The sequence below is a fragment of the Pseudohalioglobus sediminis genome, from assembly GCF_008370495.1.
Lineage (GTDB): Bacteria > Pseudomonadota > Gammaproteobacteria > Pseudomonadales > Halieaceae > Halioglobus.
In genome coordinates this window covers 26049-38960 of the sequence record NZ_VTUX01000008.1, presented here as the reverse complement: position 1 = coordinate 38960, position 12912 = coordinate 26049, and the positions used below count along the sequence as shown (strand labels likewise).

Sequence of the window (12912 nt, the reverse complement as noted above, 5' to 3'; positions counted from 1 at the left end):
CAACGTAAGTAAATACGACTGTGGCTATGCAGTCGTTAGCAGATAAAAGGAGCACGATACCGTGATCAAGTTGTGGCAATACATGATGTCCCTGTCAGCCGTGGTGCTGCTCAGTGCCTGCGCCAGCCAGGCGCCCCAGGAAACCCACGATGGCCTGGTGTTGCAGCCAGACACCCGTTTCAAGGAAGTGTACCTGCTGCCCGGTGCGGACCTCGGCAGCTACAGCGAGTTTGGTGTCGCCGACTGCACCGTGGCGTTTCGCAAGAACTGGCTGCGCGACCAGAACAGCAGTCGGGTTGACCTGAGCCGTCGGGTCACACAGCAGGACGTGGACCAGATCAAGGACAATCTCGGCCGGGATTGCCAGCAATACTTCCGTGCGGCCCTGCAGGAGGCGCCCCCGTATACGCTGGTAGATAATTTCGATAACGGTGAAGCGGTGCTGGTGGTGCGGCCCGGCATAATCAACCTGGATATCAATGCGCCGGACACCATGAGCTCGGGCCGGTCGACAACCTATACGACCTCCACGGGTGAAATGACGCTGAGCCTGGAACTGGTGGATGGCACCACCGGGCAGGTCTTGGCCCGTGTTCTCGATCGCCGGCGCGCACCGGAGATGGGGCGCCTGCAGTGGACCAACGGCGTTACCAACAAGGCCGAGGCCGATCGCACCCTGAAACGCTGGGCGGGCCTGCTCCGCGACGGGCTTGACCAGGTCACCGGCCGTTAGCGCCGGGTCTCGAACCGGGTGCCCGGGGTAAAACGCCGATGCGCAGGCCAGTAGCCTTTTGTGCGCTCATTGCCGCGAGCCTGGGCTGGCACAGCACAGCCCAGGCCTTTCGCAATTGCGATCCGTCACAGGACAGCACCGGCTTTCGCGGTAGCAGCCGCTACTACATCGGTGAACTGCAGTTCGACGCCGCGACCGGTGACACCATAGGGACGGAAACCCACTATAACTACAGTAATCCCGGCGATGATGACATCGTCGAGTGTCACGTGACCTATGCCATTACCGGGGTCTTCGATGCCGCCGGGCAGCTGTTTCTGCTGGATGCCGAGCGCAGCGGCTTCAGCCGGGGCTGCGACAGCGAGTTTATCGCCGTCAACTACCCGGAGTTAACCTCCTATACCTTGCAGGTCAGTCGCGCTGAAGATGACACGGTGGAAGTGGTGCGTGCCGACAGCGGTGAAGCCGTGGGCGAGGGCAACTGGCATGACGGCTCCGTGAGCTACAAGACCCAGGAGACCTGCGAGCTGTATTGACAGCGGATTCACCGGCGCTCCGGGTCAAGGTGTCTCGGCATTGACCCAGGGCTTGCTCACGATAAGGCGCTGTTGCGGCGCTACCCAGACCGCGAGCGGCTCGCGTTCGATGAAACCCGACCACCGTGCGCGCTGTTGTTTCAGGTCCAGCCCCGGTAGGTCGGTAATATGAAAATGCAGATACAGGCTGGGCCCCTCGCTGCCTTCAGTCGCCGGAGTGAAGACTCAGGCTTTACCCTGGGAAGGGCAATCCTGCAGGGTTTTACGCAGTGGCGACAAAAACTCTTCGTAGTGTCGCCAGCGACCGATGGAACGCGTGGTGACAGGCTGCCTTACCTGTGCGGCGCTCGGCGTCATCACGTTGCGACTGTGCTGATGAAAGGACAGGCAAGTATCCTCCACAGGGAGCTTGCAATGATCCAGCAGGCGGCTGATGGTGCTGTGCGGATTGCTGACCAGGTCTTCGTACGCAACGTTATGGATACGTTGGGGATACATTGCCTGCCAGTGTGCCATGGTATGGCGATAGGCGCTGTAATATTGGCCCAGGCCCGATAGCGTATTGGCGTAACCGTGAGGGCCCGTGAGCGGGGTCTCGAACAGCGAAACGCAGTTATCCAGATGGTTTCGAGTGCAATGTATGAAAACCGCCTCGGGCAGTAATTGCGCAAGCGCACCGAGCATTGTGAAACTGCCGGGGCTGGTTTCGACGATGGCCGCTTTGGGTGTTGACGTCGACATCTGTTGACGCAGCCATCGCGCGATTTCGGCAGAGTCGTGGCCGTCAAGCGTCCGGTGAACCTGCGTAGACGACAGGGATTGCAAACGGGAGGCCAGTTTTTCGGCAACGCGGGCTTCGCCGAGAGAGTGGACTTGTGAGTGCGATGCCAGTATCTGGTCTACAAGGGTGGTGCCTGAGCGGGGCATGCCGACCACGAAGATACGCATTCGCGCATCGGTAGCTGGTTGTGGCCCCAGGGCCAACGCCGGAGGGGTGAGGGCATCGATCGCCGCCGCCAGATCGAAGTCTTCTGCGCGCGCACGCTGCTTGCGTGCCGCCTGAAAATGCTGAAACGCGCGACGGTGCTCGCCGAGTTTGGCCAGAGCCTTGCCGGCGGCAAAATGCAGTTCAACCTTGGCACTCTCGGTTTGGTGTCTGTCGATCGCTCGTTCGATTGCTGATACCTCGGCTGCGCTGCCGCGGTGCGTTGACAGGTTAGCCAGGTGGAAGTGTGCGCCGGGGTGATCGGGATTCAGCTCCAGTGCCCGCAACAGGCTGCGTTCGGCGACATCCAGGTCGCCTGTCTGCTCGGCGCAAATACCGAGATTCACCAGTGCTTCTGCATTACTCGAATCGAGCTGTGCGGCTTTGCGGAAGCAAGGCATTGCGTTGTCCGGTGCGTGCTGTTTGCTGTGGGTGACGCCAAGAGCATTCCACAGCGAGGATGAATTGGCGAAACGCTGCGTCGCAATTTCGCCCACGGAGGCTGCCTCGCGCCACTTCGCCTGGGCGATTAGCGCCTTGAGCAAACCATGCCAGGCATCCTCGATATCCTTGTTTTGCTCGAGAACCGATCTGAAGTCGGCGGCAGCGGCGGGTGGGTTGTCCATGGCAAGCTGCAGCCAGCCGCGATTGCAGCGCAGCGCTGCGTGCCGTGGCGCCGATGCCAGGGCTTCATCGATAGTGCGCTGCGCTTCCTGATGCTGCCCGCTCAGCCGCAGTGCGTTGCCAAGATTGTTGAGCAGGTCGACGTGACCGGGCGCGTGCCGCAGGCAGTGCCTGAATTGACTGGCGGCCTCGGTGTACGCCTTTAACCTGACCAGCACCATGGCCAGGTTGTAGTGTACCTCCGGATTGGAGGGCCCGTTCCGGACCACGGCTTCCAGCAATTGCCGCGCTTCCGGCAATCTGCCCTCGCGCATGGCCAGTTGTGCCTTGGTAATACTCATGCGCGCATTTGAGATAATTTTGGCTTCGAATGCAAGAACGCTAACGCTATTTGACTGCAGCACCTGTTGCCGATGCGTGGCCCTGTAACGCCTGCGCTGCCGTTTCTGCAGCCCTCAGAGACTGCCAGGACGACCGTTGTGCCTGCATCTGATTTATGGAAAAAACTGCATTGCCGCCTGTGGGAAATGACTTTTTCCCTCTTGCTCAGGGCTGGAAATGGCTCTGTCATCATTCGTTCTACCTGCTTTAACATACTGAAAATAATAGGAAAAGTATGGTTTATTGGCTCGTCTCATGGCGTTCGTATGGCGTGCGCAACAACAGACGGCGCCATGGTGGCAAAGATTTGACATTAAATTGCATTCGAAGTACAAATACTCCCAGCGCATCACCAAACGTGTTTATGCAGCATAAGACTGCAGTCAAAAATAACGTCATAAGAGAGGATTTCATGCCAATGTTTAAGCGCCCTTTTCATCACCGTACTGCCCTGTCTCTGGGCGTGTCCCTGGCTCTCGGTATACCTGTCGGCGCTATCGCCCAGGAAGAAGGCCGTCAACTTGAAGAGGTCCTGGTCACCGCCACCAAGCGTTCGACCAGCGTCCAGGATGTGTCGGTGTCAGTCACGGCATTTTCGGTAGAAGACCTGAAACGCGGCGGCATCGAAGACCTGACGCGCGTGGAGTACATGGTTCCCGGCATGAAAATGGGTCAGTCGGGCAATGAGGCTCGCCTGGCGATGCGCGGTACGCGCACCAATAACGTCGGTACCGAGGCAGAGCAGGTTATCGGTATCTTCGAAGACGGTGTCTACGTGCCCACCACCACGCAGGCGCTGGGTTCCTACGTAGACCTTGAGCGCATCGAAGTCCTGCGCGGTCCCCAGGGTACGCTGTATGGTCGCAACACCTTCGGCGGCACCATCAATGTGCACACCCAGGCGCCGACCCTGGATTCGGTCAATGGTTACCTGACCGGCGTCTACGCAGACTACGACCGCACCAAGCTGGAAGGCGCTATCAATCTGCCACTGGGTGAGCACTTCGCAGTGCGCTTCGCCGGGATGATGGACGAGCACGACGGCTACATCGAAAACAAGTACCCCGGTGGGGATGACCTGCGTGACAAGGACTCCAAGTACCTGCGCGGCACCCTGCTGTGGGCGCCCACCGAGAACTTCGAGACCACCTTGCGCATCGCCTACATGGACCAGGAGAGCAGCGGTGACGCCATCTGGGGCTATCAGCAGATTGGCGGCTTCATCGACGGCAACTACCAGTCGGGTCACCTGTGGGCGCCGGAAAACGCCTCGGATAATTTCGACAACGGCCCCTGGGAAGTGCGGCGTGACCTGCCTTCGAACGCCGATCTCGAGAGTACCGCCTACACCCTGCACATGAACTGGGATATCGGCTTCGCCACGGTGAAGTTCATCGGCAACATCAATGATTTCGAAGGCGAGCAGAACTACGACTCTGACTACAGCGACGGCGGCGACCCCGAGAACAACGGCTTTACCGGCTGGGGTACTGACCAGGAGACCTGGTCTACCGAACTACAACTGGTATCTAATGGCGATGGCCCGCTGGAATGGCTGGTGGGAGCCTATTACTTCGAGATGGAAAGTGCCTGGAACTGGCTGGAGCGCACCGACGGCCAGTTCGAAATTCCGCACTGGGATCGCGTTGGTGATTACACCAGCGACTCCACCGGCCTGTTCGTCAACGTCAACTACGCGCTCACCGACAGCACCCGACTGCTGGGCGGCTATCGCTACGCCGAGGACACCAAGACCAAGAAAGACCAGTTGGACTGGACGGTGTTCCCGCCGATACCGGCACCGGGCACGGGCGAAGAGGGCGAGTGGGACGACAACCTGTGGAAGTTCGGTGTGGAACAAGACCTTGACGACGACTCCATGGCCTATGCGCAGGTCTCTACGGGGTATCGTGCCGGTGGCATCAACTTTATCGCCGAGGGTGTGCCGCTTACCTATGACCCGGAGACAGTCACCGCTTACGAACTCGGTTACAAGAGCACGTGGCTGGACAATACGCTGATTTTCAACACGGCCCTGTACTACAACGACTACGATGACATGCAGGCACAGTCCTTCGCCATACTGGGCGAAGACAACGTGGTTTCCGAGTTCACGGAAAGTGGCGGTGAGGTTGACACCTGGGGTGCCGAGTTTGAACTCAACTGGCTGGCAGGTGATTCCTGGCGCGTCGACGCCACCCTGGCCTACATGAACTCCGAGTTCGGGGACTATGAGATTTCCTGGGTTAACGGCCTGGACCAGTTCTCGGGGCGCCTGACTCCCGAGGGTAACCTGTCCCTGAAGGGCTGGACGCCGGCCTTGTCGCCGGAGTGGACCGCGAGCCTGCAGACCAGCTACGACATCCAGCTCCCGGGCGGCAGCCTGCTGACCCCGATACTGCAGTTGGCCTATTCGGACGAGTACTACTCGTTTGATATCAACGTGGACGAGGCCGCGCAGGACGCCTATGTCATGGCAGACGCAAGGGTTGTCTGGCTGTCGGCGAGCGGATCTGTAGAAGTGCAGGCTTACGTCCTCAACATCGGCGATGAAGAGGTGCTCACCCGCTCGGTGATCTTCAACCCGGGTGACGCACCGGACATCGCCTCAATCCAGGCCAGCTGGAACAATCCGCGAATCTGGGGTTTGAGCGCGTCGTACAATTTCTAGGTGCGGTAGGCCCTCGTGGCCATTGTGGTTGCCCGGTCCGCAGGGCCGGGATTTTTTTTGCCACGATACCAGCACACCACTGAATGACAGGCCGGGGGTGGACGCACCCTCGGCCTGAAGTATTTGCGGGCGGCCGCGAAGATTTTTCCTGGGAGCGCCAGGGAACCTACTCAAAAAGGCTCATATAAGCTTTACCAGGAGAAACACAGCATGAGAACACACGGTATGAACACCAAACGCACGGCCATGTCGATCGGGGTGTCACTGGCACTGTCGACGGCCCCGGTGTGGGCCCAGGGCGGATCGGGCTCCACCGTGATGGAGGACGGTTTCCTGGAAGAGGTGGTGGTGACTGCCACCAAGCGCTCCGCCAGTGTGCAGGATATTCCCCTCGCCGTTACCGCCATCTCCGGCGACAGATTGACGGAACTGCAGATCACCAGCCTGCTGGACCTGGACAAGAGCGTTCCGGGCATGCAGGTCAACAACAAGGGTAACGACCCGGTGATCATCATGCGCGGCGCCGGTGCTGCCGGGGTCAACGATATCGCTGTGCCCATCTATATCGACGGGCTGTATCGCCCGCGCGCTGGCCAGGCGCTGGCAAGTTACATCGATATCCAGCGGGTGGAAGTGTTGCGCGGCCCCCAGGGCACGCTGTTCGGGCGCAATACCCTCGGTGGCCTGGTTAACCTTATTGCCAACAAGCCCGACGTGGGGGAGTTGTCCTGGGGCGCCGCCGTCACCGCCGGGAATTACGACTACCAGCGCTACGAGGGCTACGTCAATATCCCCATGGGCGATACGGTCGCGCTGCGCATCACCGCCAGCGACACCTCCCAGGACCCGTTCGTGGAGAACGTGTTCAACTCCAGCGCGGGGCTTAAGGACGAGGACAACCAGTACGCCCGTGCCCAGCTGTTGTGGGCGCCCACCGACCGCTTCGATATCACCCTGACGGCAACCTACTGGGAAGATACTGCCAACGGTAACTCTGACTACGCCTACAAGGTGCTGGGTATCCCCGTGAATCCGCAAACCGGCCAGACCAACGGTATCAATGGCGTGATGCAACCGCGCCAGGGCGTCACCGACGGCTTCGGTGGCGGCAAGGAGTTCACAGGCGTGTTCCCCCAGGATTCCACTGCTGCCACCATTGATGATCCTTTCAAAATCTCCTCCGATTTCCGGCCGCAGCGCGATATCGAGGAAACCTCGTTCAGTGCACTGATCAACTGGGACCTGGGCTTCGCAGACCTGCGCGCCAATCTGGGTGTGTTCGATTACGAAGAGCGACGCCTGACGGACAGTGACATGTCGGCCAACCCCACCCTCAACGGCCAGTTGGTGGGTGAGTACGACGGTTTCTGCGTGGACTATTCCAATCCGGAAGGGCCCTGGTGGTACTGGGACGCGACCACGCAGCAGCGCTGCGGTATCGCCGCCGGTGAACGCAATGAGTCCAATGCTGTGCAGGCCGATATCAACCTGAACTCAAACAGCGATGGCGACCTGCAGTGGACCCTGGGTTACTTCCTGTACGACGACTCCGACCCCGACGATACCCAGTATGAGTTCGTATACGGTTACGCCAATTCAGCAACGCCGCAGCGGCCGCGCTGGGCGCACTGGCTCAGTGCGAGCTTTGGCGGCACCAAGTCGCAGGCCGTCTACGGCCAGGCTGAGTATTCTTTCACTGATCGTTTCCGTATGACTGCGGGCCTGCGTTATTCCAAGGATGAGCGCAACTTCTACAGTGGTTCCCTGAACGAGGAGAGCCGCCAGCGCGACTGGCCAACCTTTACGCTGAACCGCGATTCGGCGAACAAGGGCGATGACGATCACACCGACTGGCGCCTGGCAGCGCAATACGATATTGGCGATAACATGATGCTGTACGCCTCGGCAGCCACCGGCTACATTGCCGGCAACCCGATTCGCGCGGGCAGCACGGAGCTCTCTGACCCCAATGAGGTCGAGGCCTTTGAACTGGGCCTGAAGTCGACCCTGCTGGACGGCACCATGACTCTGAACCTGGCGCTGTTCAACAACGACTTCGATGGCCTGTCCACTACGGTGTTCGTGCCCCAGGGCGGAACCATCATTGCCCAGACAGCTCCCGGCGGCAGCATGACGGCGCGGGGGCTGGAAGTGGAGATGGTATGGCAGCCCACCCCGGCCCTGAATATTACTGCCGGAGCCAACTTCGACGATTCCGAACTCGACGAATTCACCGAGGGCGAAAGTCGCTTCGCCGAAGGCGGCGAGATAGGCCCGGCAGGGGATCGTATCTACGACCTCAGCGGCAAAAAGCCCCGCTTCAGCCCGGATTACACGCTGAACCTCGGTGTGAGTTACGACTGGGACCTGGGTGGTGCAGGGGTGCTGATACCCGGCGCCTTTATCTATCACACGGATGACTACAAGACGCAGAATGTCGAGTACTTCTTCGCCAAGCAGGATGCCTACACCACGCTGGACCTGCGCCTGACCTGGATGTCGGCAAGCGGTGCGATCACCGCCCAGGCATTCGTCAAGAATGCCACCGACGAGGAATACCTGACCGAGACCACGGTGTTTTCAGGAGCGCGCGCGTTTGCGGACTTCGGCGACCCGCGCACCTACGGTGTCAGGCTGGGCTACAATTTCTAGCCGGTCCAGGCTTGCCCCGGGATGAGGGCACAGTGCTAGTATGCTAAAGCCCCACCTCGTGGGGCTTTTTTTGTTGTGGCGCCACCAGTAGCGGAGCGAGGATGACATCACCTGAGAAAATCATGCGGTATCTCGAACAGGGCTATCAACTGCAGCAACAGGGGCGCTATGGCGAGGCGGAGGCAGGCTACCGAGAGGTACTAAAGCTCGATCCCCGCAACGTGCACGCATTGAACCTGCTGGGCATCCTGGCCATCAATTCTGACCGGCCGCTGGAGGCCATCGAGTTGATTACACAGGCTCTGGCGGAGAACCCCGATGACCCGCAGGCGCACGGCAACCTGGGCCTGGCCTACAAGGATGCTGGCCAGTTTGAAGCCGCTGTGGCGCACTTCAAGCAGTCCCTGCAGCTGAACCCCAAAAACCTGGTGATGATGAACAATCTTGGCAATGCCCTGCGCGAGAGTGGTAATGCACGCGACGCCATTACCTGTTTCGAAGCCGCACTGCGCCTGGACAGGGCCTACGCCGCCTGCTGGAGCAACCTGGCCGCCGCGCAGCGCGATATGGAGGATTACGGCAAGGCAATGAAAGCCCTGGACCGGGCCTTGGAGTTGGACCCGGAGCAGGTCGCGGCGCATCACCTGCGCGCATCTGTATTCGTTAAGCTGGCCCGCTTCGAGGACGCGCTGGCCTGCTTTGAGCGCGTGCTCGAACTGGAGCCCGGACGCACTGACGTGATGATCGAGAAGTCGGATGCGCTCAGGGACCTGAATCGCGCCGACGAAGCGCGGCAGACTCTTGATACGGTGCTGCAGCGCGAGCCCGGCAATCCGTTTGCCTGGCATGCGTTGGGTGTATTGCATGAACAGCTGGGAGACCGCGACCGTGCCGCCGAATGCTTCCAGCGCTGCCTGCAGCTGGCGCCGGACTACGCCAGTGCGCATTACCAGCTGGCGCAGCTCAAGGGCAGGCAGACGCCGGAACAGGAGCTGCAACAGATGGAACTACTGTGGCGCGCCGATGGCATGCTCGATGAGGACAGGAAGCTGCTTGCCTTCGCCCTGTTCCGGGCCTGGGACCAGCGCGATGAGGTAGCGAAAGCCTGGCACTATCTGGCACAGGGTAATCGCATCAAGGCCGAGGCGAGTCCTTACGACAGGGCATTTACCCACAGCCTCACCGACGGCATCATCACCGCTGCGCGTGCACTGCAGGCTCGCCCTCCCGGGCAGGCGCGCGCGCCGGCTTCGCCAGGTATTGCCTTCGTCATGGGTATGCCGCGATCCGGCACCACCCTTACCGAACAGGTGTTGTCTGCCCATAGCTGCATCATGGGTGCCGGCGAGGTCAGCTACGCTTTTGACTGCGCGCGGCTGGCATCGCACCTGACCAACCAGCCGTTTCCCCAGTGCGTGGCCGAGCTCACGGACGCGCACCTGGAGGAAATCGGCCGCTACTATCGCAGCCGTCACCGGGAGGTCGACCAGGGTACGGCGTGGATAGTCGACAAGACGCCACTGAATTTTCAGTACCTGGGGCTGATGGCGCGGGCGCTGCCGGAGGCGAAGTTCATACACTGCCGCCGTGAGCCGGTGGACAACTGCTTTTCCATTCACCGCATACCCTTCGATGAAAAGCAGACCTACGCCCACGGTCTCGAGTCTCTGGCTGATTATTATCAGCAGTACCGCCGGATGATGGACGCGTGGCACGCACTCTACCCGGAGCGCATCCTGGACGTGGATTACGAAGCCACCGTCGCCGATCTGCGCGCACAGTGCGAGCGTATGCTCGGGTTTCTGGAACTTGAGTTCCAGCCGGCGATGCTCGAATTCCATAGCGGTGGCGGGCTGGTGAAAACACCCAGCGCCAGCCAGGTCCGCGAGCCGATTTATCGGGACGCGGTCGCGGCCTGGAAGCGATACGAGGAGTTTTTGCAGCCACTGGTGGCGGCGCTGGGGCACGACTGAGCAGCACCGACGCCCGCTGCGAGGTGTTGCCGGGCCAGTGCCGTACGCTTCCCGGCCGCGGCGCGAAGGCGGCGTATCATACCGCCGTCCAGCCCCCGTCGACTTTCAGACTGTCGCCGGTCACCATGCCGGCGGCGTCACTGGCCAGAAACACTACCGCGTTGGCCACATCCTGCACCTGGCCGATCTTGCCCAGGGGTATGCGCGCCATGACATCGCGGTGAAATGCCGGGTCCTCGAACATGGGCCGGGTCATCGGTGTTTCGATAAACGTGGGCGCCACGGAATTGACGCGCACGCCCTGGGGTGCCAGTTCCACTGCCATGGCCTTGGTCAATCCCTCGATGGCGTGCTTGGTCATGCAGTAGACCGTGCGGTTAGCGGCGCCCACGTGACCCATTTGTGAGCCCATGTGAATGATGGAGCCGGCGCCCTGGCGCACCATGATGCGCGCCGCGGCCTGCGCCACCAGAAAGGCGGAGCGGACGTTCAGTTCCAGCATCAGATCCAGCGCCGATATCTCTACGTCGGTAAACGGCTGTGGCTTGTTGGTACCGACGTTGTTGACCAGCACATCCAGTTGCGGCAGCGAGGCGATGCGTTCCAGGAACCCGGGGTCGGTGACGTCCGCAGCCCAGGCCTGCACGCGCTGCGGGTGCGCCGCCTGCAGGCTCTCCAGGTCGCTGGCCGTGCGTGCCACCGCAATCACTTGGGCGCCGGCGGCCACCAGGCCTTCGACACAGGCGCGGCCGATGCCCTTGCCGGCCCCGGTGACCAGAGCGATTTTTTCATCAAGGCGAAACGGGGAGGGCTGCTGGTCGCTCATGGGGGATTCCTTGCTATGGGTTCAGTCAGAAAAGCCGGCACCGCCGAACAGTGCCAGGTCGCGGGCTATGGCGACGGGTGCGCCGGCAACGGTGCCGGCAGGGGAGAACCAGGGGTGTTCGCTACGGCCCAGCGAATGGGTATTGCCGGGATAGATGTAGACGCGGGCCTGTCCGCCGTGCTCGCCTATCCGCCCGGCAAGGTCGTGATTCCACCGCGGCAGTGAATAGTAATCGCGGTCGGAGGTGTGCAGGGCCAAGGGTGTGTCGATAAAGCGGGCATGGTGATAACCCCCGAGAGTGGGCATGATCGCGGCGACCTCGGGGGCATGGCGAATACGGGTCCTGCCGTTGTCATCCTGATAGAGGGAAAACGCGAGGTCGTCCATGTCCGCTACATAGCGATTCAGCGCCGCGTACATCTCGCGGTACTTGGCCAGCCTGGCGTCGGCCACGCTGGGCGTTGACCACTGCTGCGTCTGCCAGGTCCAGTCCCGCCTGTCGAGGCTGCTGATCCAGTCCGCCGGCCAGGCAAAGACGAAGTCCGGGTTTACCTCACCCTGCCTGCCAATGGCTGAGCCGGTCCAGGTGCCATCGCCGGACATGAACGCCTGCGGCGTTGAGGCCATGGGTCCAAAGGTGTCAGCCTGGATGAAACGGTCAGGTATGTTGCCGGCCCAGATGGAGGCGGCTGCCACGCGCTGCGGGAATTGCGGGTTGCGGCCGCTCACCGCCAGCGCGGTGAGCGCCACATCGCCGCCCTGGGAATGCCCCCACAGGTTAACCCGGGAGAGATCGAAGCGTGGCCTGGCCTCGCCGGGAGCGAGCATTGCTTGCCAGGGAGCAGCGTCCAGGCTGCCCAGGCCCGCCAGCAGGTTGAGCACATCGATAGCGTAAAAGATCGGTGAGATATAGCTGCCATTGCCCCAGGCATCGCGGAAGGCCATGCCCTGCGCGGGCACGTTGTCTACCGTACCCCTGCCGCGATACCCGACAGTGATCACGGCGTAGCGCCGGGCGACGAAGGCGTCAATCACGGCATTGAATGTGGCCTCGCTACCGATGCCGAAATCCCAGCCCGGTGCCTGTTCCCGGCTGATCCAGCCCGGGGCGATGACGACCAGTGGATAGCCCTGTTCAGGCGGCCCTGAGCGAGGCAGGTCGAGGCGGCTGTAGAGCGCCAGCCCGTCGGACGTATAGCGGAGCAGGCTGGTGCGCTGCGTCGGTAACTCCCGCACTCGCTTCAGGGGCGTCAGTGTGCTGCCGTACTCGCGCACACGTAGCGCCGGCGGCGCGATATCTGCCAGGGAGTTCAGGCAAACCTGCGGCGTGGACCTGCAGTCAGGGGTCGTCACCTCTGCCGCAGCGGCCGGGTGAAAGCCCGGCCATGGCAGCACGCAGAGCGCAGTGATGGCGAGTGATATAAAACGCATTAATCCAGAGTTTGCCTGTTGTGGTGCTTGATCGCGAGCCATTATAGACGATAAATTGCATTCGAAGTCAAAACTGTTTAGCATGCCGGTTTTTACACGT

General features: G+C 61.1%; 8 protein-coding genes. 5 read left to right on the top strand and 3 right to left on the bottom strand.

What is annotated here, in order from left to right:
* Positions 1 to 61: 61 nt before the first annotated feature.
* Together F0M18_RS15805 and F0M18_RS15800 are read left to right on the top strand one after the other, a co-directional pair.
* Entirely contained in the window at positions 62 to 733 is a 672-nt protein-coding gene (locus F0M18_RS15805; RefSeq protein WP_149612438.1) for a DUF3313 family protein, read from the top strand.
* Between the two features lie 38 nt (positions 734 to 771).
* Positions 772 to 1269, top strand: a complete 498-nt coding sequence (locus F0M18_RS15800) for a hypothetical protein (RefSeq protein ID WP_149612437.1) — start codon at positions 772 to 774, stop codon at positions 1267 to 1269.
* A gap of 225 nt (positions 1270 to 1494) precedes the next feature.
* Here the strand turns inward: F0M18_RS15800 and F0M18_RS15795 are convergent, their stop codons facing one another.
* Positions 1495 to 3219 (bottom strand): tetratricopeptide repeat-containing sulfotransferase family protein, encoded by a 1725-nt coding sequence (locus F0M18_RS15795; RefSeq protein ID WP_149612436.1) that lies wholly within the window; start codon positions 3217 to 3219, stop codon positions 1495 to 1497.
* Positions 3220 to 3671: 452 nt separating this feature from the next.
* On the opposite strand from F0M18_RS15795, the gene F0M18_RS15790 reads away from it, so the two are divergent.
* The 3 genes from F0M18_RS15790 (at position 3672) to F0M18_RS15780 (ending at position 10555) form a co-directional block, all read left to right on the top strand.
* Complete coding sequence (locus tag F0M18_RS15790) at positions 3672 to 5930, top strand: TonB-dependent receptor (protein ID WP_188109758.1); 2259 nt, start codon at positions 3672 to 3674, stop codon at positions 5928 to 5930.
* 210 nt (positions 5931 to 6140) lie between these two features.
* Positions 6141 to 8582 carry a TonB-dependent receptor gene (locus tag F0M18_RS15785; RefSeq protein ID WP_149612434.1) on the top strand — a complete coding sequence of 814 codons (2442 nt, stop codon included), beginning with the start codon at positions 6141 to 6143 and terminating at the stop codon, positions 8580 to 8582.
* A 101-nt stretch (positions 8583 to 8683) separates the two neighbouring features.
* Positions 8684 to 10555, top strand: coding sequence for a tetratricopeptide repeat-containing sulfotransferase family protein (locus tag F0M18_RS15780; RefSeq protein WP_149612433.1), 1872 nt, complete (start codon positions 8684 to 8686; stop codon positions 10553 to 10555).
* A 76-nt stretch (positions 10556 to 10631) separates the two neighbouring features.
* On the opposite strand, the gene F0M18_RS15775 is transcribed toward F0M18_RS15780, so the two are convergent.
* Together F0M18_RS15775 and F0M18_RS15770 are read right to left on the bottom strand one after the other, a co-directional pair.
* Positions 10632 to 11381 carry an SDR family NAD(P)-dependent oxidoreductase gene (locus F0M18_RS15775; RefSeq protein WP_149612432.1) on the bottom strand — a complete coding sequence of 250 codons (750 nt, stop codon included), beginning with the start codon at positions 11379 to 11381 and terminating at the stop codon, positions 10632 to 10634.
* A 21-nt stretch (positions 11382 to 11402) separates the two neighbouring features.
* Positions 11403 to 12812, bottom strand: coding sequence for an alpha/beta hydrolase family protein (locus tag F0M18_RS15770; protein ID WP_149612431.1), 1410 nt, complete (start codon positions 12810 to 12812; stop codon positions 11403 to 11405).
* Positions 12813 to 12912 lie beyond the last annotated feature (100 nt).

Excerpts from the sequence above, each read along its gene's own strand:
- F0M18_RS15800 (WP_149612437.1), top strand. The coding sequence starts at position 772 with ATGCGCAGGCCAGTAGCCTTTTGTGCGCTCATTGCCGCGAGCCTGGGC.
- F0M18_RS15795 (WP_149612436.1), bottom strand. The coding sequence starts at position 3,219 with ATGAGTATTACCAAGGCACAACTGGCCATGCGCGAGGGCAGATTGCCG.
- F0M18_RS15790 (WP_188109758.1), top strand. The coding sequence starts at position 3,672 with ATGCCAATGTTTAAGCGCCCTTTTCATCACCGTACTGCCCTGTCTCTG.
- F0M18_RS15785 (WP_149612434.1), top strand. The coding sequence starts at position 6,141 with ATGAGAACACACGGTATGAACACCAAACGCACGGCCATGTCGATCGGG.
- F0M18_RS15780 (WP_149612433.1), top strand. The coding sequence starts at position 8,684 with ATGACATCACCTGAGAAAATCATGCGGTATCTCGAACAGGGCTATCAA.
- F0M18_RS15775 (WP_149612432.1), bottom strand. The coding sequence starts at position 11,381 with ATGAGCGACCAGCAGCCCTCCCCGTTTCGCCTTGATGAAAAAATCGCT.
- F0M18_RS15770 (WP_149612431.1), bottom strand. The coding sequence starts at position 12,812 with ATGCGTTTTATATCACTCGCCATCACTGCGCTCTGCGTGCTGCCATGG.